Raw genomic sequence first — 22,788 nt, 5'->3', positions numbered from 1 at the left:
TATGGCCTACCCGGATGGATGGCGTTTCCTTCAGCGGGACTTAGCGCTGCCTGCGAACGTAATCGGCTCAAAAAGCGCGCTTATCCCGCTCTCCGTGCTTTTGACGCTCACCTCGAATGTCCCGCCCGACGGGCTTGAGACATACACCTGTGTGACCCCGTCTTTATTGGTCAATGCCTCGCTTGGCCGAACAACCCCCTCAACCGGGACCCCGCTCTCTGTACTGTCAGCGGACCAGCTCACAGGCCTGTTGATCCCCGGGTTTCCATACTGGTCCTTCATCACCGCAGACAGCCTGACCTCCTGACCGAAAGGTGTAATGCCGTCCGGCACCTCGGATTGGAGGGGTGATGGGAAGGCCAACTTAGTTTTATCCGCACCAATCACCACATTGGGCGCTTGCTGTTTCGGATGCAGATCCAGCCAGAAACGCGGGGCGGCGGTGCCCATGACCTTGCCTGGGGTAAACACCGCCGTAGCCACCCCGCTGGTGTTGGTCGCACTTTTATTGATGCTGCCCAGCTCGGTCTGCCAATACACAAAGACCCCGCTCAAGCCCTTGCCGGTAATGTCTTCGACGGTCACCCTGTAGGTGGCTTGCTCATTGGGTTTATTGGCCACCAATTCGGTGCGATCCACCACGCAGGTCGTTTTCACCGTGTGCTCAAGGGCTTCGCCGTCGTGAGGAATGAAGGACACCGGTGGCGTCGACAGGCTGAGCAGTGCATGCTCGGCCGCCAGGGAATAGGCCGCTCGGTCGATATCCGCCGGGAGGGTGCCCATCAGGAAAATCGTCTGCGCGTCCATGCCACTGCTGTCCGCCAACACGCGAACACGCATCAGCAGATCCAGTTGCACCAGGTTTTTGATCAGTTGTTTGTCTGGATCAATGCGTTTGGCGCATTCGCGCACTTCCTGGATACTCCAGCTGAAAAAAATCGCCAGCCGAATGGCCGCTGTCTCCTGGGCCAGTCGCAAGGCGTCGCCGGTCAGCGGGTCTGGCAATGCGTTAACTTCGCGCAGGTAATCGAGCAGTTTCATCGGCGGCTGGGACCCCAGGGCGAAGGCTCGGGTCAGTACCGTCAGGTAGTACAGCGTACTTAGCGAGAACTCGTATTTATTCGTGCGCTCCAGCCAGACGCGGTAGCCGTAAGCCAGATAGTCATCCAACAGTTCTGCGCCAAGGTCCAGCTTCGCCACCACCGCACTGCGGCGTCGCACATCGGCCAGTAACATCAAAAACCGGTCCTCTTCGTCCTCTGCCCGCCACCGGTAGCTCGCCACCTCATCGCCTTCAGTCTTTCGTTCAAACGCTTGCCTGAGCACTTGATAAACGGTGCCCTGCGCCCAGGTGAGTACCCGCACGACCAGCTCCGACCTGAGCCCCGCGTAAACCGCCAGGCACTCGCGAACCACCGACACCTGGCCCGCTCTGGCCAGCAGCAGTACGTCGAGCATTTTCTCGACGATCTGCGCACGTGAGGCCTCATCCCCCTCTCCAATACCGGCCCTGACGGCCAAATCGAGCTTCTCGCGGGCGTAGGCCAGGTAATCGAGCTCGATCGCCTCCGGTTGCGTCAGCACCAGACCGTCACCGTCCACCAGCGCCGGCAGCAAATCCAGCCAGTCAGCCCCGCCGCCCAGCGGAGGGACACCGGCCATCAGTAACGCCGCATTGGAAAACAGCGCGGCGGTCAGCAGGTTGCGCAGTTGTTCGAACAACTGGCGCTCATCCGAGGACGCGGCCGACGGCACCATAATGGGCGCAACCACCTGCAGCATCCAGGCCATGGGCAGCGCGTGCTCATTGCACCAGCGCACGCAGGCGTCCATGGCGTGGATCACGTTCAACACGTCCGGTGTTGTGTCTTGCGGTGGGTGCGTTTTGAGCGGGGGAACCCCGGCCAGCACGTTGAGCCAGCTGTCTCCCCCCAGCGTCATGAGCAAGACGATGGCCTCCACCGGGGTAATGCCCAGCAGCTGCGGCAGTTTCACCAGACGGTAAAAGCTCGACAGTGTCGCCACGTCACGTTGCAGCGTTTGCGCCTTGCCCTGCGCCAGGGCGATGGCATCGGCCAGGTGACGGTAAGTGTGCAGGTTAATCCCCAGGCCACGGCAGAGCTGATTGACCGTCACCCCCTCCGCGCCGGGAGCAGGGAACACCGGGAAATCGCCGCCGTCGAGCTTCAATGGCTCGGCAGAAAACGAGGGGGGATTGAACACCCGATCGAACGGCGAGGGCGTTTCACCGCGACCGAAGATCGACAATTGGTCGATAAATACCGCGAAGTCCTCGACGGTGCAGCCGTAACGCTCACGCAATCCTTGAAACAAGCCGATGGCACGCAGGGTGTTTGGCGATATCCAGCACGCGTGTTCGGGTGTCTGGGTGCGAGTCTCGGCATTGATGGCCGCCATGAGCAACGCATCCACCTGCTCGGGGGGCAGTCCCAGCCATTGGTCCAGACGCAGTTTGCGGTTCATGCGGTCGTATCGGGCAAGCTTATGAATATCCTCTGTCAATCGGTGAAGGAACCCGGCAGCGCCCAGCGTGAAATTGATTCCGACAGAAGGCGACACACCCGCATTGAGATAGACCGAACCTGATTGCGCACCGCTTGGAAGCGGCGGTTCGCCATCTTTCAGAGGCGCATTGGCCGACCGCACCGGAGCGAAACTTCGAATCGAAAGCAATGCTTCAATCCTGGTGGCGTCAAGTTTTGTCCTTTCGCAGAAGAACCGTACCTGGTTGATGTTCTGCCACGCCACCCCCACGGCACCAAAGTTGCGCAGATAGAATGCCTCAACGTCATCAGGGTCCTCACTGTCATTGGGATCCTCAGTCAACAACTCCCGCTGGTAAGGCCCCAACCGAGAACCCTGCAGCATGGCTCGCTCAGCCTCGGCACTCCATCCATTGGGTTGCAGAAAATACGGAGAAGACAGGTCAACCACCCACGCCACCTCGCCCACCGACAGGTCGTGTTGCCGGGCGACAAAATCAATCGTCGTCCAGTCCCGGTAGTAGGGCAGCCCATTGGGATAACGGGCCTGACTCATGGCCTCATCGAGATCATCGAGTCCCTCGCTGTGGGCCTTGATGAAGGTTTCCAGCACCGGAATGATGATGTCCACCGAGGACACCGATTGATGCACCGCGTTGAAGTCGATCAGCAACGGTTGAAGGTCCGTGCGCCGCGTCCCTAGCGGCATCTTTTGACTGTCACCATTAGGCTCGATCCGGTCCTCGATCCACTTCAGCAGTTCAATCAAATACGCAACGGGCGAGGCCACTGACTCCAGCGCGTCAGGCGGGCAAAGCCTGTCAAAGGAGGGCCTGAACAACAGTTCAAAACTCGGCCCCGCCACCATGGACAACAGCCCGCTCAGCGGCTTGGCCACCTCTGTTTCATCGCCGGTCAACGCCTGTTCGATAAACTGGCGCCGCACATAAGTGGCCAGTGCATTGGCCCGCCGCAGATAGCTGTGCGCATCCTCCGGGCTCAAGCCGAAGTCACGTACCAGGCCTTTTGCGCCCTTTTCCACCAGTGGGAAAACCGACCCGTCCTGCTCGATGTACGCACTCAACGCGCCATACTTTTTGCGCTGTACCTCTTCAGGGAACACTTCTTCAAACAACCGCTGCAAGGGGCGATCCAGTGAGGCATCCATGGTGAAACTCCTTGTGCCGAAGACGGGTCATCCATCAGCCTCACGAGGCTGTCGGGTGATTCAATTCAATAGCTGGATTGGGCGCCAGGGTGATGCTGGCGTCTACTGTCATAACTGACAGTAGCGCTGACCGTTCGTCGCCTGCCCTGCCGGACGCTACTCCGACGATGGCGTTTGCGGCTCCACCTCGAAGCGCTCGCTGTCGGCCCAGTCAGAACCGCCCGTTTCATCCTGAATGTCCTGCTTGAATCTGACCCAATTGCCGCCACCGGGCAGCGGCTGAGTCACACTGCGCTGCCAGCCCTGGGCCGTGACGGGAACGCCCGGGGCCAACACTTGATCAGGATTGAACCAGCTCGCCAACTCACCGGTCCCGACTCTGCCTTTGCCAGCAAACCCGACCGGATCGGTGACCCATCGCCCCTGTGCAGGCACGTCGATTGTCGGCAGGTACGAGCCCAGCAGAATCGCTCGCTCGGATGATCGGGAGTCAAAGCCATCGCGCGATTGCACCGCAATCAACCGCTGAGTACCGCCCGGTCGGTCGAGTTCGACCGGCACCGACCAGGTGCGATCATCAAGGACCGGGGCGCGCCCCAACACCGTCTGTGGCGCAGCAGCCAACGCCACTGCGACCGTATCGCCCGGATAACCGAACCCTGACACCACCGTCCACCGACCGACCCGTTCGTTAGTGCCGGGTGTTTCGATAAACGGCAGCGCCGGCACAACGCGATAGTTCAGCGGGGGACTGTCTTTGGACGGCCGTTCATCACCCAAGGTTTGCCTGGCCCAGATGGTTTTCGCCCCGATCGGCAACGTCACTTCGCCCTCCCAGTGACCGTTTTCGCCGACAAGAATATTGCTGAGCAAAGGCTGTGCATTGCCTTGCAACCACACCTCGACCCGGGCACCGGGCAGGCCGGTGCCTGAAAGGGTCGAGGTGCGCGGCAGATCGCCGCCCGGCGCCGGCACCTCGATGTTCGGCGGCACTACCACCACCTCAAAAAAACAGTAGTCGCTACGTAGGGACTCTCGTTGGCCGATGACCTGAATCGCATCAATGGTGTATTTGCGAAACGCCAGGTCCTTGAGTTCGATTGACCAGTCGCCGTCGCTGGTCAGCAGTTTCTCCCCCAAAGGCCTTTCGAACTGGGCATCCCGAAGCTTCATTGTGGCCCCCTTCACCCCGTCCCGCCCTCGAACGGTCAGGTCGCGGCCCACCTCCTGATCCTTTTGGGGCTGCGTGATGACCGGCTTCAGCAGCGGCTTGTTCACGGTGAATGTTCGGGTCGCTGGCGACGAGGTTTGTTCCCCTGCTGTCTGGGTGACGGTGACCGTGTGGGTGACCTCCGTGGCAAAAGGTGTGTCGCGCCGAAAGGTCCAGTTGCCACCATTGACGATCGCCGGATGCGTAGCTGAGTTGTTGTCGCTGAACTTGAGGGTGACAACGGCGTTGGGCCAACAGGTGCCGGAGATATCCGGCGACAAACCGTTTTCGACGATGGACTCGATTGTCGGCAGCGGAGCCGGAACGATCATGTTGCCGGGTAACTCGACCCAGTCAGATTGCTTGCTGTCAAACACTTGACGCACCTTGACGCTGTAGGTGCCAGGAGCCAGCTTCTGGGCGGCGGTGACCGTCCAACTGCTACCGTTGACGGTGGCTTGTGGTACCGCCACATGAACGGCGCCGTTGAGCCAGACATCAACCTTTGTCGCAGGCTGCCCCGTCCACGATGTCCCCGTGCCGGAGAACCCGGGCATTTGGCTGGGCAAGTCGGTGGGCTGATTGAGGGTCGGCTTGGGCACCGGCACCGCGACAGACACATCGTTCGACCACTCGGAGTCGATCCAGCCACCACTGCCATCGGAGACCTTCTGCAGCACCGACATCACATAACTGCCCGGCACCCAGCCGATGACCTCTTTCTGCCAACTGCTGCCAACCACAGTGGCCGTCCATTGAATGCCGCCACCGCCCCCCTTGTACCAAATCTCGACCGTGGCACGGGTGTAGCCGGCGCCTGAGAACCGAACGGTTTTATCGTTTGGATAGGCCACATTGACGACGAGCCTGGATGGACGGATTTTGAAAGTGCGCGGAGCGCTGCGTGCGGAATGCTCATCGCTGTAAATGAATTGCTCCGCCACAAGGGAAACAGGCCCCGGCGGTACGGTGACAGTGACGTCCCAGCTTCCGCCCGCCTTCACTGGACCGGTGCCAATAACCGTGTGGTCGGCAAAATCCTTGAGAATCTCGACGGTGGCACCTGCCGCACCGCCCGCTCCTGAAACCGTAAATGTCTGATTCTGTACCGTGCCGGCCCCTGGCACGGTAATAGCTGGTGCATTGGGCACCGGGTACCGCACAGTGACAGGCACCGTGTTTGACCAGCCAACAAGCGTCGTACCGATCTTTGCTTCAGCATGAAAAACAAACGCCCCCACGGGCAGGTCTTGGGTCAGTTTTATTTTCCAGATGCCATTGACGACCGTACCGCTGCCATAGACTCCACCACCGCCGCCCTCCCGAAATATCGTGATGGTTGTACCGTCATGACCAGTTCCTGAGACTTCAGGTCGAAGTTCGCGTACGACATCGCCCGTTTCCGGGGAGGTGATGACAAGAGGTTTTGTAAGCCTTGTATAGAATCCAAGAGCTCCTGAAGTGCTGGATTCCACACTTTCAAAAACCTGTATGACACCAATCTCGTTGTAGCCCAGAGGCAGATTGGGGATCCAGACGGACCAACGACCGCTCCCATCGGCATCGGCGGGGTAAGTCAAATTTTGTGGAAACACCCTCACATAAATCTTTGCATAGGGATATGCCCCTGCCCCCTCTGCCGTGAAGTATTGGTCCACGGTTGCGTTCTGAGTCGGGGTAGAGAAAACCGGTGGTTTGATGACGCGGAATTTTCCGGAAAATGCCCAGTCCGACCACACACCTTGCGCATCGAATTGTGTATGTATCTCGCAGTCTGACCCTTGGATTAGGTTATCAATTACGAACTCGTAATAGTAACCGTTGTGCGTCCCCGTCATTTCCCGCTGATAGCCTGGATTATAAATATGGACTTTCCATTTACCGTTACGATTGATTGGAAAGTTAAGACGAACCGTTAATGGAAGGGGCTGTACCGTGCCCGCCAATGACTTACTGAAGGTGGGCGCCGCCCAACCTTGCACAATGGGATCATCCGTCATATCCGTCATATCAGTCATGTGCATTCAGCTCCTTTCGCGAATACGCTTGAAGACTGCAATTGCGCTATTTGTACTGCTGACCAAAAAAATAACCACCTGCAAAAACTACCAGCCCCGACCAACGGTAACCGTCTCCCGCCCCCCTTCACCCCCCTGTTTTCAACCTTCAGTCCCCGGCTACATCACCTTGCGCAGCGCCCTACAGTTACGCCAGAATCCGCCCGCTTGTGCACCTTGGTCGCCCCGGCTAACGTGAACCCTGTCGCTGCCCATCAGCGATCGGGTTTAGTCGCCCGAAGGTGAAATGAATGTGCACTGCACTCCAGACCGTCAGGTATTCCCTATCCCTGCACGTTATGGTGGCTGTACGCAGGGCGCCCTCGGGCGCGCCGGTTTCATTTCTCCCCGGTCGACTAACCTGCGTCCAGCCGCCACCCTTCGTTTAGTCGCGAGTCGGTGACAGCTCCAACCCGGAGAAATGAACATGTTCAAAGCCACACCAAATCCCCCCGAACACGACAACGTGTCCCCCTACGATTCCCTCGACTCGAAAAAACTCCACGCCGCCGCCCACAAGGCGCTGGACCACTACCTCAAACCCGGCACCGGCAACCCGCGCGACTATGAACGGCGTTCGCTGAAGTTCTTCGCCGTGCTCCCCGACATCAACAACGAAGCCTTGATGGCCTACACCTACGAGACCTTCTGCTCGGTGAGCACGTTGATCCTCGACCTGTCCGACGACCTGGAAGACAAGCACCGCAACCTGGCGCTGGCGATCCATCAATTGACCGAGCACGGGTTGTTATTGGTCGAGAAAGCGCTGGACAACGAGTACCCGATCCAGCCGATCAAGTACGGGTTGCAGCTGTAAGCGTTTTGGGTAGAGGCTGGCTTGCCGGCCTCACGTTGAAATACGCTGCAGAACCACTCCCGTAGCAGCTGCCGAGCCCGCGAGGCTGCGTTCGGCTGCGAAGCAGTCGTAAAGTCAGGCAATGCGTTCTTTCAGGAAAATCGCGTACACAGGATTGGCGAGGACTTCGTCCTCGAACGCAGCCTCGCAGGCTCGGCAGCTGCTACGGGGGTTGCTACGGGGCTGCGATCTTCCGAATGGCGGGGAGGGATCAGACCGAAGCCGGCACCGGATAAAAGCTGAAGTACTGCCGCAAGGCGCTCACCAGTTGCCCGTATTCGGGCGGTGCGCGTTGCACTTCAAAACCGGCGTCGTAATGCTGGGGGGTGGCGTCTTCATGGCACCACAGGCAACAGGCGCGCAGGTCGATCACCTGCAAAACACCCTCGCTGGCGGGGATTTTCAGGCGCAGCTCAAACGCTGCGCCGACCATCATCGGCAACGGGCTGATGAGCATCAGGCTGTCTTCAGAGACATTACCGATAAAGCCGATGGGCTTGTCAGTGACGCTGTTGAACACTCTCAGAAAATACGGCAGTTGATGCCGCTCGATCCGGTGGTCAGTGAACATGCTGGGTATCACTATAGAAAGCCCTTGAGCAGGGCCGCACTCTCTAAGACTAGCTCAAGGCTGGCACCCGGCCAGCCTTTAAGGGGCGGGAATCGCTTTGGCACTGCTGCGCGGCGGATACCAGCCCAGCGACTGCAGGGTTTCGAGCCGTGCGCGGGCACGATACGCGTACTCGTTGTCCGGGTACTGGGCGATGATGAACTGGTAGGTCTCGGCCGCATCGACATAAAGCTTCTGGCGTTCCAGGCACTGGCCGCGCAGCATCGACACTTCCGGCTGTACATAGCGCCGCGCCCGGCTGTCGCGGTCGACCTGGGACAATTCGAGCATCGCGTCCTCGCACCTGCCGCGGTCATAGGCGCGGTAGGCATTGTTCAAATGATGGTCCATCGACCAACGGGTGCAGCCCACGGCACTGAGGGCCAGGGCGGCAATGAGCACGAATCGCATGGGGGTTCTCCTGTCTTGAGCTCTGTATCGACCCGTTGGCGAAAATCTTCAGGAGGCTTCGAATCAAAGTTGCAAGGTTCAATAAAGAAACCGATAAGTAGTGCAAACGAACAATGACTACAACCGCGCAGCATAGTAGCCTCACTCAGCGCTTGAACTCAGGAGTCTTTGCATGTCCGTCCGTCGTACCAAAATCGTCGCTACCCTTGGCCCGGCCAGTAACTCGCCGGAAGTTCTCGAACAGCTGATTCTGGCTGGCCTGGACGTCGCCCGCTTGAACTTCTCCCACGGCACCCCCGACGAGCACAAGGCTCGTGCCAAGCTGGTGCGCGAGCTCGCCGCCAAGCACGGCCGCTTCGTCGCCCTGCTGGGTGACCTGCAAGGCCCGAAAATCCGTATCGCCAAGTTCGCCAACAAGCGCATCGAGCTGAAGATCGGTGATCAATTCACCTTCTCCACCAGCCATCCGCTGACCGAAGGCAACCAGCACATCGTCGGCATCGACTACCCGGACCTGGTCAAGGATTGCGGCGTCGGCGACGAGCTGCTGCTCGACGACGGCCGCGTGGTGATGCGCGTTGATACCGCCACCGCCACCGAACTGCATTGCACCGTGACCATCGGTGGCCCGCTGTCGGACCACAAAGGCATCAACCGTCGCGGTGGTGGCCTGACGGCTCCGGCCCTGACTGAAAAAGACAAGGCCGACATCAAGCTCGCCGCGGAAATGGAAGTCGACTACCTCGCCGTGTCCTTCCCGCGTGACGCCGCCGACATGGAATACGCCCGCCAACTGCGCGACGAAGCCGGCGGCACCGCCTGGCTGGTGGCGAAGATCGAACGCGCTGAAGCTGTAGCCGATGACGAAACCCTCGACGGTCTGATCATGGCCTCGGACGCGGTGATGGTGGCCCGTGGTGACCTGGGCGTGGAAATCGGCGACGCTGAGCTGGTGGGTATTCAGAAGAAGATCATCCTGCACGCACGCCGCCACAACAAAGCGGTGATCGTCGCGACCCAGATGATGGAGTCGATGATCCAGAACCCGATGCCGACCCGCGCTGAAGTGTCCGACGTGGCCAACGCCGTGCTCGACTACACCGACGCCGTGATGCTCTCGGCTGAAAGCGCCGCCGGCCAGTACCCGCTCGAAGCGGTCGAGGCCATGGCACGGATTTGCATCGGCGCTGAAAAGCACCCGACCAGCAAAACCTCCAGCCACCGCATCGGTAAAGTGTTCGAAAGCTGCGACCAGAGCATCGCCCTGGCCGCCATGTACACGGCCAACCACTTCCCGGGCGTGAAGGCGATCATCGCCCTGACCGAAAGTGGCTACACGCCGTTGATCATGTCGCGCATTCGTTCCTCGGTGCCGATCTACGCGTTCTCCCCGCACCGCGAAACCCAGGCCCGCGCGGCCATGTTCCGTGGCGTCTACACCGTACCGTTCGACCCGGCTTCCTTGCCGCCTGAGCAAGTCAGCCAGGCCGCGATCGACGAGTTGCTCAAGCGCGGCGTTGTGGAGAAAGGCGACTGGGTCATCCTGACCAAGGGCGACAGCTACCACACCATCGGCGGCACCAACGGCATGAAGATCCTGCACGTTGGCGACAAGATGGTCTGAGTAACAGACCGCTGAAAGACAAAAGCCCCGCCATGTGAATGGCGGGGCTTTTTGGTTTCCAATCTGGCAGTGGCGGTGCCTGCGCTACCGCCATCGCGAGCAGGCTCGCTCCCACAGTTGATCTGTGGTGTTCACAGATTTTGTATTCACCCTATAACCCTGTGGGAGCGAGCCTGCTCGCGATGGCGTCGGCCCAGTCAACAAAGATTCAGGTTCTGTTGATAAACCCCGACAACGCCGCAATCGCTTCCGGCGAACGCAAGCGCTGAACGAACAGATTGCCCTCTTCTTCGATCACTCTGCGCAGCTGTTCACGATCCGGGGCTTTCATCAGTTGCTTGCTGATGCGCACCGCTTCGGGTGCCAGTGTTTCGAAGCGCAGCGCGATCTCGCGTGCCTTGGCCAAGGCGGCCTCGCCTGTGGGCAACGCCTGAGTAGCGATGCCCCAGGCGGCGGCCTGTTCACCCGTAAAACCTGCACCCAGCAGCAACAGCTCGGCGGCTTTGGCCTGCCCGAGCAAGCGCGGCAGGATCAGGCTCGAACCAAACTCCGGGCACAGCCCCAGGTTGACGAAGGGCATGCGTAACTTGGCATCCGCGCTGATGTAAACCAGATCGCAATGCAGCAACAAGGTTGTGCCGATGCCCACGGCAGCCCCGGCCACGGCGGCGATCACCGGTTTGCGGCATTCCAGCAAGCTGCGCATGAACTGGAATACCGGGCTTGTGAGGTCGCTCGGCGGCTCTTCGAGGAAGTCGGCAATATCGTTGCCGGCGGTGAAGCATTCGCTACTGCCGGTGATCAAGATGGCATTGACCTCGGGATCGGCGTCGGCCTGTAGCAAGGCATCGGCCAACTGGCTGTACATGGCGCGGGTCAGGGCGTTTTTCTTGTCCGGGCGATTCAGGCGCAAGGTCAGCAGCCCGCGCTCACGTTCCAGCAGGATGGCGTTCGTCATGGTGAGTCTCGTGAAGGTGATTTCGCGTTCAACCACGCGGCACGAAGACATCGGCCAATAGTTGATTGCGCGGCAGTCCCGCCAGGTACAGGCGCCGGGCGAAGGCGTCGACACTGTCAGGGTGCCCGCAGAGTAAGGCCAGGGTTTGCCGGGAAACAAGGCGCAATTGCGCCAAAGCCGCCGACAACTCAGCCGTCGTCAACAACTCGATACTCAGGTTGGGACGGTTGGCCGCCAGCGCTGCCAAGGGTTTGGCCAGGTAATGCTCGCTGGCATCATGGGCCAGGTGAATCACCCGGATGGGGCCTTGGTGATCCTGGCGCAACGCCTCGCGCAGTACGCCGAACAACGGCGCCAACCCGGTGCCGGCCGCCAGCAGCCACAGCGGCCGGGTTTGCCAGTCGGGGTCGTAATGCAGCGCGCCGCCGCGCAACTCGCCCAGACGGATCGAATCGCCGATTTTCAGCAAGCGCGCCGCATCGCTGAATTCACCTGGCAAACGGCAGTCGAGATGAAATTCCAGAAAACGATCTTCCTGCGGCAGGCTGGCCAATGAATACGGCCGCGCCACGTTGCCGGCCCACAGCACCAGATGCTGCCCTGCCTGGTAGCGCAAGGGTCGCTCAGGCTGTAAACGCAGACGCAACACGCTGGCACTCAACCAGTCGGCGGCTTCGACGGTGGCCGGCAAACCATCGCTCTGCGGATCGAACACCGCCACCTGCAGGTCGTCAACGACTTCACACTGACAGGCCAGGCGCCAGCCTTGCTGGCGTTGCTCGGCGCTCAGCGCATCGGGGCGCCGATCATGCACCTCGCCTTTAAGGCAATGCACCAGGCACGCATGGCAACTGCCGGCGCGGCAGCTGTAAGGCACGTGCATACCGTTCTGGTTCAAGGCATCGAGCAGGTTGCTGCCCGCCGCCACCGACCACTGAAGATCGCCAACCCGTAATTCAGGCATCGGCGTTCTCCCAGGCAGCGGCGCAGCGATTGCGGCCGTCACGCTTGGCGCGGTACAGCGCCTGATCGGCACGCTGCAAGGCCTGATCCAGATTGTCACCTCGTTCAAGCAGGGTCATGCCCGCAGACAGGCTCAGGTCCCGCACGTTCAGGCCGACCAGTTCGACATCGGTAAAGGCGATGCGCAATCGCTCGCAACAGGAGGTCAGGCGCTCGGGGTCACAATCGGGTAGCAACAACACAAACTCCTCGCCGCCATAACGCGCCAGTGCATCATCTTCGCGCAGGCAGGCCGTGGCGACGGCGGCGAACGCCTGCAACACCTGATCGCCGGCCGCATGGCCATGCACATCGTTGATGCGCTTGAAATGGTCGAGATCAATCAACGCCAGACCATGCACCACGCCCTCTTCCATGCTGTGCAACTCACGCGAGGCCAGGCGTAGAAAGTGCCGGCGGTTGAACAGCCCGGTGAGTTCGTCGGTGGCCACCAGGTCTTCGAGCTGGCGCATCATCCCGCGCAAGGTGTCCTGATGCGCCTGCAAGGCAAACCGCCGCTGGCGCATGCGTAGCCGTGAGGCCTGAACGTAGCTGGCATACAGCGTCAGCCAGACCAGCACGATGAACAACACGCAGACTTGCAGCGCCGCCAGCGTCGGATCAGTCAGTTGGGAGTGATAGCCTTCCCAGAGGTTGAGGCCCGCAAAGCTGATGAAAACCAATACCGCGCATCGGACGAACGCCCGGCGCGGCAGATGGAACAGTCCGAATAACAGAATCAACAGGTAAAACACCAGAAAGGCGCCGCGGGCCGAGTCCAGGTGAGCGATCAACCAAGTCTGCCAGCCAATCCCCATGAGCACCTGAACCTCGGTCAGGCTGGGGTCGGCCAAGCGCAGATTGCGCCCGGCGAAAAACACGGCAAACAGCACCGACTGGCTGAGCATCACCAGCAGCGTACCGATCAACGCGTCGCGTACCGACCCTTGATAGTGCCCGCTGAGGATCGCCAGCCACAGCAGCAATAACGCCAGCGCATAGGTGCCCGTCGCCAGAATAAAGCGCTTGAGCAACAGACTCTGGATAGCGTTATGGGTCAATCGTTGACTCACCGTGCAGAGGGGGGTTGATAAGCGTGCCCTACCCTAAAGGCCAGATGCCACTTTAGTGTTGCACCTCAAAAATGACCATTCAATTTTTGGGCGATAAGCCGTGCACGATGCAATGCAGGCCAGGCAAACCTTTGCCGATAGAGGAACATGCTTGACCCTATGCGACTTTGGTTTGACTGCCGGCGGGTGTGCCCGGCTTCGAGGCGCGTTATACTGCCGCGCCTTTTTAGCGTCGCGCCAGCAACCCCGGCGTGCCTTGAAAGGTGTTTGCAGACGACCGATACACCCCAACTGCAAGCACCTTATTGAATGTTCCCGTCTTTTAGAGGAGCGCGACTCATGACCGTGATCAAGCAAGACGACCTGATTCAGAGCGTTGCCGACGCCCTGCAGTTCATTTCCTACTACCACCCCGTGGATTTCATCCAGGCGATGCACGAGGCCTACCTGCGTGAAGAGTCGCCGGCAGCCCGCGACTCGATGGCGCAGATCCTGATCAACTCGCGCATGTGCGCCACCGGCCACCGTCCGATCTGCCAGGACACCGGCATCGTCACCGTGTTTGTCCGCGTGGGCATGGACGTGCGCTGGGATGGCGCGACCATGGGCCTGGACGACATGATCAACGAAGGCGTACGTCGCGCCTACAACCTGCCGGAAAACGTCCTGCGCGCTTCGATCCTCGCCGACCCGGCGGGTGCTCGCAAGAACACCAAGGACAACACCCCGGCCGTGATCCACTATTCGATCGTTCCGGGTAACACCGTGGAAGTCGACGTGGCAGCCAAGGGCGGCGGTTCCGAGAACAAGTCGAAAATGGCCATGCTCAACCCGTCCGACTCGATCGTTGACTGGGTGCTCAAGACTGTTCCGACCATGGGCGCTGGCTGGTGCCCACCGGGCATGCTCGGCATCGGTATTGGCGGCACCGCCGAAAAAGCTGCGGTGATGGCCAAGGAAGTGTTGATGGAATCCATCGACATTCACGAGCTGAAAAAGCGCGGCCCGTCCAACCGTATCGAAGAGATGCGTCTGGAGCTGTTCGAGAAGGTCAACCAACTGGGCATCGGCGCCCAGGGCCTGGGTGGCCTGACCACCGTGCTCGACGTGAAGATCATGGATTACCCGACCCACGCCGCTTCGTTGCCGGTGTGCATGATCCCTAACTGCGCCGCCACCCGTCACGCGCACTTCGTGCTCGACGGCAGCGGCCCGGCGTCGCTGGAAGCGCCACCGCTGGACGCCTACCCGGAAATCGTCTGGGAAGCCGGCCCGTCGGCTCGCCGCGTCAACCTCGACACCCTGACGCCGGAAGACGTGCAGAGCTGGAAGCCGGGCGAAACCGTCCTGCTCAACGGCAAGATGCTCACCGGTCGCGACGCCGCGCACAAGCGCATGGTCGAGATGCTGAACAAGGGTGAAACCCTGCCGGTGGACCTCAAGGGTCGGTTCATCTACTACGTCGGCCCGGTCGATCCGGTGCGCGAAGAAGTGGTTGGCCCTGCCGGTCCGACTACTGCGACGCGGATGGACAAGTTCACTCGCCAGATCCTCGAGCAAACCGGCCTGCTGGGCATGATCGGCAAATCCGAACGCGGCCCGACCGCGATCGAAGCGATCAAGGACCACAAGGCGGTTTACCTGATGGCAGTGGGCGGCGCGGCTTATCTGGTGGCGCAAGCGATCAAGAAGTCCCGCGTTGTGGCGTTCGCCGAACTGGGCATGGAAGCGATCTACGAGTTCGACGTCAAAGACATGCCCGTGACCGTTGCGGTCGACAGCAAGGGCGAGTCGGTGCACATCACCGGACCTGCCATCTGGCAGAAGAAGATCAGTGAAAGCCTGGCGGTAGAAGTGCAGTAAGCCTTTCACCGTTGGTAAAGAAAGCCGCACTGTTTGCAAAAACAGTGCGGCTTTTTTTCGCCTGTCGTCCGTCTGAGGCAATACGCACGGATGGCGATAAAAAATTCAACCTATACGCTTATTTGTTCTAGGAAAACCCTTCCAACCTGTCAAGTCTGACAGGTTACGGCACCGGCCCAACTTGGTAGCGTGAGTACTCCGCTCGCCAGGCTGGAACAGGATCAGACCGTGGAAGATCAAACCTCCCAAAGCCTCACCCCGCCGTCCATTGCCAAGAGTGCCGCGATCACCACCATCGGCAAAAGCTGGGGCGCCATTGGCACCAGCGGCAAGGCTTCCTTTGAGCTGCCGCTACCGATCTCGTCGGGACGCGGTTTTGATCCTGCGCTGGGGTTGAGTTACGACAGTCAGGCGGGCAACGGCCCGTTCGGCCTCGGTTGGCAATTGACCATCAACGCCATCACTCGCCAGACCAGCAAAGGTGTTCCGCGCTACTTCGAAGACGACGTTATCGTCGGCCCCAGCGGTGACAAGTGGATGCCCGAGCGCGATAAGGAGGGGCACATCCAGTCCCGCCCCGAAGATCACTACAATGGCAAACCTGTCGGCGAGCACGCGGTGGTCCGTTACTGGCCTCGGGTCGAAGGCGCCTTCGATCTGATCGAGCTCTGGCAACCCGCCAATGGACAACCACCCTTCTGGCTGGTGCACAGGGCCGATGGCAGTTTGCATATTTACGGCAAATCCGAGGCTTCGCGACGCGCCGATCCGCAGGATGAACAGCGAGTCGGTGTCTGGCTGCTGCTCGAAAGCATGAACGCTCATGGCGAACACATCGTCTTCGAGTACAAAGCCGAAGACCCGCTCGATGATCAACCCCACGATTACCGGGCCCAGCGCTATCTGCGGCGTGTGTGTTACGGCAATTTCAGCGCTAGCGAGCATCTTTATGCGTGGACCGTGGACAACCCGGACGCGCTGGATTGGCACTTTCATCTGGTGTTCGACTACGGCGAACGCACGGTGGAGTGGGACAAAAAACCCGTCTATGGAGAACCGTTTCCACAACCCGACGACGACATCGGTGAGTGGCTGACTCGCCGCGACCCCTTCTTCTCCTACGGTTACGGCTTCGAATTGAGCACCCGACGCCTGTGCCAGCAGGTTTTGATGTTTCACCACTTCCCCGATGAACTGGGGCCAAATCCCGCGCTGGTCAAACGCCTGTTGCTGGAGTATCAACCGCAACCGCTGTTCTACAGCCAGTTGTGCGCCGCGCACTACCAAGCCTACGACGCCAGCGGCGCGACAGAGCACATGCCGCCGATGGAGTTCGATTACTCACCGTTCGAGGTCAACACCCAATCCACGCCGTTCTTCCCCTTCGAACATATGCCCGGCATCCAGGACGGGCAACACCATCAGTGCATCGACCTATATGGCGAGGGTGTACCGGGTTTCCTCTGCCAGTACGACCAGAGCTGGTACTACCGCGAACCGCTGCGCGGGCTGAACCACCCCGATGAAATAACTTACGGCCCGTGGCAGGCATTGCCGACCATTCCGGTCGCCGATAGCAGTAAACCGGTAAAGCAATCCCTCAGCGACCTGACCGGTGATGGCCGTTTCGACTGGATTTTTGCGCAACCGGCCTTCAGTGGTTTCTATGCGCTCAACCCTGACCGTAGCTGGTCGCCGTTCAGCACCTTCAGCGCTTTCCCCTTGGAGTTTTTCAACGCGCTGGCGCAGTTCGGCGACCTGACGGGAAACGGCCTCAGTTCACTGGCGTTGATTGGCCCCAAAAGCGTGCGTCTTTACGCCAACCTTCGCGAAGACGGCTTTGCGCCCGGGCAGGACGTGCCCCACGAGCCTGACGACGACAGCCTGCCGTTGTTCAGCAACTCGCGTAGCGAACTGGTGTTTCTGGGTCATATGCTCGGCAGCGACCTGCCGGACCTGTGCCGCATTCGACACGACGAAATCAAATGCTGGCCGAACCTGGGTCATGGACGTTTCGGCAAAGGCTTCGTCATGGGCGCCCTGCCCTTCGAGTATGGGCAGTTCGATGCGGCGCGGGTGCGAATCGCCGACCTCGATGGTTCCGGCGCCCCGGCGCTGATTTATCTGCATTCGGATCACTTCGATATCTACCTCAATCGCGGCGGCAATCGGCTCGAACAAACGCCGATTCTCGTGACCTGGCCCGAGGGGGTGCGCTACGACACCCTGAGCCAGGTCAACTTCGCTGACCTGCAAGGGCTCGGCTGCGCCAGTTTGATCCTCACGGTACCGCACCCGTCGCCACGGCACTGGCGTTACGATTTTGTCGGCGTTCGCCCTTACGCATTGGTGGCGACCAACAACAACATGGGCTGCTCCGGCACCGTGCGCTACCGCAGCTCTGCGCAAGAGTGGCTGGATGAAAAACAGCAATGGCCGGATGCCAATAACCCACTGCCCTGCTACCTGCCGTTTCCGGTACAGGTGGTCAGCCAGCAGAGCCAGCTCGACGAGATTACCGGCAACTGCCTGAAGCAGTTCTTCCACTATTTCAACGGCTTTTACGACAGCCGCGACCGCGAGTTTCGTGGCTTTGGCCTGCTGCACCAGACCGACAGCGAAACCAGCCCGGAGGAAGGTGAAACCGGTTTTACCGCACCGCTATTGACCCGTACCTGGTTCCATACCGGACGCCAGGTGGACCTGCCTCGCGAGGGATATTTCGATGGCGACAACGACGCCCATCCGTTGGGTAAGACGCTGATCAGTCACTTCCACGAGAAGGACGGCATCGATGAACTCATCAACCCCACCGACGAGGACACACTGCATGAAATCGCCCGAAGCCTGAGCGGCTCGGTGCTGCGGGTGGAAGTCTTCGCCGCGCAGGATGACCTCAAGACCAGAGTTCCCTATTCGGTGGAGCAGTCGCGTTATCTGGTGCGTGAACTGCGGCCCATGGCCCCGCACCATCCTCATGCGATTGTCCTGCCGTTGCTGGTCGAAAAGATCAGCTACCAGTACGAACGCCACGCCGATGATCCGCTGTGCCGTAATGAAATCACCCTGCAATGGGACCGTTTCGGCACGCCTGTTCGAGCGTTGACCGTCAGCTATGCACGGCGCAAAAACGAACGGGACGAGCCACCCTTTACCGATCCCGATGAGGCTCAATGGTGGCGGGATGCCCATGATGAAGCGCAACAGCGTTATTACTTGAGCGAATCGCGCGCCGAGTTCATTCACCTCGACGAGCTGCAAGGCTGGCGGCTCGGCCTGCCGTGGCGCCAGCGCCTCAATGTGTTGGAGCTGCCCAAAGGATCGCTGCCTACCGGGCTCAAGCCCGAAGAAGTGTCGTATGAATACCTGAGCCCATCCCACACGTGGGATGAATGGAAAGCGTTGCGGCTGTTGAGCCAGTTGTCGCGACAGAGCTATTTGTCTGCCGACGGCAACCAGTTGCCCGACGGCAGCGCCCACATCCGGGCGTTGGCTGGCCCGCTGGATCTGGCGGCGCTGGACGAAACGGCGTTGACGGCCTACGACACCTTGCCCCCACCGTTCGACATCAGGGCGGAACTGAAGAAAATCGGCTTCCTGCCCATGAAGCTGTTTCTCGACGATGACGAAGAAGAGGACGCGCAGGAAAACCTGTGGTCGGCACTGAACGGTTTTTCCCGTTACGCCGACCTCAGCGGTTTCTACAAGCTAGTGCAATTCAATGCGACCGAGAGTCATGGGGTGACCACGATCAGCTACGACGCCTATCACGTGCTGACCGAGACCGTTAAGTTGCCGGATGGCTGCACCACCCGCGCCGAATACGATTACCACGCACTCCAACCCAAACGTGTCATCGATGCCAATGAGAATGTACAGGAGGCCCTCTACGAACCTTCCGGACAACCGCTGGCAATCAGTTTCTTTGGCACTGAAAACGGCGCGGACATAGGTTTCGACCCCCTCGATAAACACCAACGCCCCGAAGACGCCAGCCCTGGCGAAGCGATCCGGAATCCAATCGCCGCCCTGCAAAGAGCAGCCAGCGTATTGCGCAAGGACTTGCTCAGCTGGATGGGCACGCTACCCGATACGGCGCGCCAGCCCCCCGATCGGTTAGCCCAGTGGATCGCGCAGGGTTACATTCTGCCGTCCCTGCACATTCGCGCCAGTGCTCGCTCGCGTCTTGCCAGGCTCAAGGCCCGAACAGCGGCCGAACAGGCACTGCTGGAGCTGATCCGTAGCACGCCACGTGAGCCCGTACACAGTCTGGTGCTGACCGCCGACGACTACCCGGACGCCGACACGGGTCAGCAAATTCAGATGCTACTGACCTGCGTCGATGGCTTTGGCCGGACCTTGCAAACCAAGCAGTTGGTTGAGCCGGGGATGGCCTGGGTTGTCAATGCGCAAGGCGAACTGGAACTTGACCCGCAAACCGGCGAACCATTGGAGCGTCACGCCGACCCGCGCTGGCGCGTCAGCGAACGGGTGGAATACAACAACAAGGGCTTGGCCGTGCGGGTCTACCGCCCCTACTTTGCCAGCGCCTGGCGCTACATCAATGATGCATCGTTTCGCCGGTTCGGCTATCACGACCAGCAGTTTTATGACCCGTTGGGCCGGCCGGTCAAAGTCATCAGTGCCAAAGGCTATGAATCACGCGAGACCTACCACCCTTGGTGTCAGACCCGTGAGGACTTCAACGACACCTATGAACCCGAACCGGATAGGCGCCAGGGCCGGAACACGCCATGAACCTTCCGGTGCATCGCAACACACCGACCCTGAAGGTCAACGACGGCCGTGGTTTGCCCGTTCGGCACGTCGAATACCTGCGCAAGCAAGTCGATACGCCAGCCCAGGCATTGGTCACCCGGCAAATCCATGACCCCATCGGACGCCTGATTGCGCAATGGGACCCGCGGCTGTTCGGCAGCGCCCCAAAACCCAACATTTCCACCGTCCATGGGCTTTCCGGTACAGCGTTGCGGGTCGACAGCGTTGATGCCGGTTGGCGTTTGCACCTGGTCGGGGTTGCCGGACAAGCGCTGCAACGCTGGGACGGCCGCGGTTGTCATTGGCAAACCGATTACGACGACCAGTTGCGCGTGGTCGCCCTGCACGAACAGCCGCGAGGGCAGCCGCAGACCACCGTCGAACGCATCACCTACGCCGACCATTCGGCGGATCCCGGCCACAATCTGCGCGGTCAGAAAATCGCTCAACAGGATCCGGCGGGCAGGCTCGACTTCGCAGGTTTCAGCCTGCTGGGTACGCCGTTGGGCGAAACCCGGACGTTTCTCGACGGCCTGATCGCTACGACCTCGTGGCGCTACAGCGCCAACGGTGCGCTGCTGACCCAGACCGACGCTGCCGGCCATCGGCAGCACGCACGGTTCGACCTTGCCGGGCAGCTCAAGCAGAGCTTTCTCCAGCTCAAGGGTGACGACTCACTGCAACCGGTGTTGCAGGGTTTGACCTACAACGCGTTCGCGCAGATTGAAACGCAAACCGCTGGCAACGGCGTTGTCAGCCGCTGGACCTACGACCCGGCCGACGGTCGCCTGACGAACCAGAGGGCCGGACTCCCAGGACAACCGCTGTTGCAAAACCTCAGTTATCACTATGACCGCATGGGCAACATTCTGTGTATCGAGGACCACCTCTTCAAGCCTGTGTTTTTTGCCAACCAGCGCGTGGATGGCGACCGAGACTTTGCCTATGACTCGCTGTACCGGCAGACCAGCGCCAGTGGTTTTGAAGTAGCCGGCGCCACCCTCCGGCCGGGATTGCCCGAATTGGTCACGCCTATCGATACGGGCCGTCTCCTCAACTACACCGAGCAGTACGACTACGACCTGGGTGGCAACCTGACGTGGCTTTGTCACCAGCGTGAAGGCAATTGCTACACCCATCACCTGCGCATCGACCCCAACAGCAATCGCGGCCTCAGCTGGCAGGAAGGCGACCCCGAGCCGGTGTTCGAGGAAGGCTTCGATGCCCACGGCAATCAGCAGATGCGGCAAGCCGATCAACCGCTGCGCTGGAATCACCGCGACCAGCTGAGCAGCGCCAGCCTGATCGAGCGGGAAACGGGGGTTAACGATGAGGAAACCTACGCTTACAGCCAGGGCGTGCGCGTGCACAAACGGCTGATCACACAGACCAGGTCCGTCAGCCACAACCGCGACGTGCGCTACTTGCCGGGACTGGAAATCCGCACCCTCGACGACAGCGAAGAATTGCACGTCATCACCCTGCCCGGCAGTGCGCGCTGCCTGCACTGGGTCAAGGGCAAGCCCAATGGCATCGACGATAACCAGTTGCGCTACAGCCTCGACGACCACCTGGGCTCCAGCACCCTTGAACTGGACCGCGACGGCGCGGTGATCAGCCACGAGTTGTATGCCCCCTTCGGCCGCACCTGCTGGTGGGCGGCGCGCTCGGCGGTGGAGGCTGATTACAAGACCACTCGGTATTCAGGCAAGGAAATGGATGTCAGCGGGCTTTATTACTATGGGCAGCGCTATTACGCACCGTGGTTACAACGCTGGGTCAGTGCCGATCCCGGCGGGGATGTGGATGGGCTGAATCTGTATGCGATGGTGGGTAATAACCCGGTTCGATATATCGACAAAGAGGGAGAGATAAAGGTCGTATTTGACATATTGCGCCACTCGATCGGCATGTTAGACACCGCTAAAAATGCGGTGGATCAGATGCATAACCTTGCAACCAAATTTGATGCCCTGGTTCCCGAAGGAGCGGATATTGCTCAAGTTCGAGAAAGCATGACATTTGGAAAATTCATTAAATCCAGACACGGTATCAAGTCAGTTGTTAAAGGCATGGCTGAAGGTGCTGCAGCAGGTGCCGCAATAGGCTCTGTCGTGCCTGGTATCGGTTCTGCTATTGGGGCGGGTGTCGGTTTGGTCGTCGGCGCCATAGCCATGCCGGCACTAAGGTATTACTTTTTCAAGAAGGGTCTGAAGCTGGCAGAAGTACTTCATACAGAAGAACTCAAAAATGTAGTGCAAACAGGTTCGGACATCGCAAACCAAGTTTCAGACGGGCTGCAAAGCGCTGTAAACGGGGGTAGCGAACTGCTCAACAAAATCAAGAATTTCACTGACAGTATCAATGCCTATCCCGAGCGTATTCAGGAGATGTTCTATACGCAACTGGAAGCACTTGCTTCCGACAAACAGCGCGAGGTCATGCAATTGCTCAATACCGGAATCGACCCTTTTGAAGCAATCGATAAGGTGTTGACGCTTGCGCAAACAGCTGTCGATGCCGCCAGTGAAGCAGAGGGCGTGACAGAGCGACTGACACAACTTGAGCAGGAGGTCGCCGCCAGCACGAGCCTGCCGCCAATCCCCCAACCCAGAACAAGGTTGCCGCAAAACCATAAAAAAGTTGACGGATCAGTTGCATAAGCCAGGCAGC

Annotated in this window: 12 protein-coding genes; 5 read left to right on the top strand and 7 right to left on the bottom strand. The window is 59.9% G+C overall.

Features of this window, described 5'->3' with window-relative positions; translation table 11 throughout:
- Positions 1 to 30: 30 nt before the first annotated feature.
- Together NTD87_RS17740 and NTD87_RS17735 are read right to left on the bottom strand one after the other, a co-directional pair.
- A complete protein-coding gene (locus NTD87_RS17740; protein WP_262115342.1) occupies positions 31 to 3,672 on the bottom strand; it encodes a Tc toxin subunit A in 3,642 nt (1,213 codons plus the stop codon).
- Between the two features lie 156 nt (positions 3,673 to 3,828).
- Entirely contained in the window at positions 3,829 to 6,900 is a 3,072-nt protein-coding gene (locus NTD87_RS17735) for a hypothetical protein (protein WP_262115340.1), read from the bottom strand.
- 466 nt (positions 6,901 to 7,366) lie between these two features.
- Here NTD87_RS17735 and NTD87_RS17730 point away from each other — a divergent pair, with 466 nt between their 5' ends.
- Positions 7,367 to 7,756, top strand: a complete 390-nt coding sequence (locus NTD87_RS17730) for a DUF6124 family protein (protein ID WP_262115339.1) — start codon at positions 7,367 to 7,369, stop codon at positions 7,754 to 7,756.
- A 250-nt stretch (positions 7,757 to 8,006) separates the two neighbouring features.
- On the opposite strand, the gene NTD87_RS17725 is transcribed toward NTD87_RS17730, so the two are convergent.
- On the bottom strand, positions 8,007 to 8,366 hold the full coding sequence (locus NTD87_RS17725) for a PilZ domain-containing protein (protein ID WP_262115338.1): 360 nt from the start codon (positions 8,364 to 8,366) through the stop codon (positions 8,007 to 8,009).
- 78 nt (positions 8,367 to 8,444) lie between these two features.
- On the bottom strand, positions 8,445 to 8,816 hold the full coding sequence (locus tag NTD87_RS17720; protein WP_262115336.1) for a tetratricopeptide repeat protein: 372 nt from the start codon (positions 8,814 to 8,816) through the stop codon (positions 8,445 to 8,447).
- Positions 8,817 to 8,988: 172 nt separating this feature from the next.
- Here NTD87_RS17720 and pyk point away from each other — a divergent pair, with 172 nt between their 5' ends.
- The gene (pyk, locus tag NTD87_RS17715; protein WP_262115335.1) at positions 8,989 to 10,440 is read left to right on the top strand and encodes a pyruvate kinase; all 1,452 of its coding nucleotides are present in this window, start codon (positions 8,989 to 8,991) and stop codon (positions 10,438 to 10,440) included.
- A 208-nt stretch (positions 10,441 to 10,648) separates the two neighbouring features.
- Here pyk and NTD87_RS17710 read toward each other — a convergent pair whose 3' ends face one another.
- The 3 genes from NTD87_RS17710 to NTD87_RS17700 are packed head-to-tail and all read right to left on the bottom strand — an operon-like array spanning position 10,649 to position 13,461.
- Positions 10,649 to 11,398, bottom strand: coding sequence for an enoyl-CoA hydratase-related protein (locus NTD87_RS17710; protein WP_262115333.1), 750 nt, complete (start codon positions 11,396 to 11,398; stop codon positions 10,649 to 10,651).
- 28 nt (positions 11,399 to 11,426) lie between these two features.
- Entirely contained in the window at positions 11,427 to 12,362 is a 936-nt protein-coding gene (locus NTD87_RS17705; protein WP_262115332.1) for an iron-sulfur-binding ferredoxin reductase, read from the bottom strand.
- A complete protein-coding gene (locus NTD87_RS17700) occupies positions 12,355 to 13,461 on the bottom strand; it encodes a sensor domain-containing diguanylate cyclase (RefSeq protein WP_262115331.1) in 1,107 nt (368 codons plus the stop codon). Before NTD87_RS17700 ends, NTD87_RS17705 begins: the two co-directional genes overlap by 8 nt.
- A 351-nt stretch (positions 13,462 to 13,812) precedes the next feature.
- Here NTD87_RS17700 and NTD87_RS17695 point away from each other — a divergent pair, with 351 nt between their 5' ends.
- The 3 genes from NTD87_RS17695 to NTD87_RS17685 all read left to right on the top strand — a co-directional run bounded on the left by NTD87_RS17695 (position 13,813) and on the right by NTD87_RS17685 (position 22,778).
- Entirely contained in the window at positions 13,813 to 15,336 is a 1,524-nt protein-coding gene (locus NTD87_RS17695) for a fumarate hydratase (protein WP_057960547.1), read from the top strand.
- A gap of 228 nt (positions 15,337 to 15,564) precedes the next feature.
- A complete protein-coding gene (locus NTD87_RS17690; protein WP_262115330.1) occupies positions 15,565 to 20,094 on the top strand; it encodes a SpvB/TcaC N-terminal domain-containing protein in 4,530 nt (1,509 codons plus the stop codon).
- 110 nt (positions 20,095 to 20,204) lie between these two features.
- Complete coding sequence (locus tag NTD87_RS17685; protein ID WP_262115329.1) at positions 20,205 to 22,778, top strand: RHS repeat-associated core domain-containing protein; 2,574 nt, start codon at positions 20,205 to 20,207, stop codon at positions 22,776 to 22,778.
- The last annotated feature ends 10 nt before the right edge of the window (positions 22,779 to 22,788 follow it).

Origin of the sequence: Pseudomonas sp. 6D_7.1_Bac1, assembly GCF_025465945.1 — a bacterium.
Lineage (GTDB): Bacteria > Pseudomonadota > Gammaproteobacteria > Pseudomonadales > Pseudomonadaceae > Aquipseudomonas.
Note: the sequence above shows the minus strand (reverse complement) of the source record. Positions and strands in the feature narration are given on the sequence as shown.

Bases quoted from the DNA above. Each gene is read 5' to 3' on its own strand.
- NTD87_RS17740 (WP_262115342.1), bottom strand. From the start codon at position 3,672: ATGGATGCCTCACTGGATCGCCCCTTGCAGCGGTTGTTTGAAGAAGTG.
- NTD87_RS17735 (WP_262115340.1), bottom strand. From the start codon at position 6,900: ATGACTGATATGACGGATATGACGGATGATCCCATTGTGCAAGGTTGG.
- NTD87_RS17730 (WP_262115339.1), top strand. From the start codon at position 7,367: ATGTTCAAAGCCACACCAAATCCCCCCGAACACGACAACGTGTCCCCC.
- NTD87_RS17725 (WP_262115338.1), bottom strand. From the start codon at position 8,366: ATGTTCACTGACCACCGGATCGAGCGGCATCAACTGCCGTATTTTCTG.
- NTD87_RS17720 (WP_262115336.1), bottom strand. From the start codon at position 8,816: ATGCGATTCGTGCTCATTGCCGCCCTGGCCCTCAGTGCCGTGGGCTGC.
- pyk (WP_262115335.1), top strand. From the start codon at position 8,989: ATGTCCGTCCGTCGTACCAAAATCGTCGCTACCCTTGGCCCGGCCAGT.
- NTD87_RS17710 (WP_262115333.1), bottom strand. From the start codon at position 11,398: ATGACGAACGCCATCCTGCTGGAACGTGAGCGCGGGCTGCTGACCTTG.
- NTD87_RS17705 (WP_262115332.1), bottom strand. From the start codon at position 12,362: ATGCCTGAATTACGGGTTGGCGATCTTCAGTGGTCGGTGGCGGCGGGC.
- NTD87_RS17695 (WP_057960547.1), top strand. From the start codon at position 13,813: ATGACCGTGATCAAGCAAGACGACCTGATTCAGAGCGTTGCCGACGCC.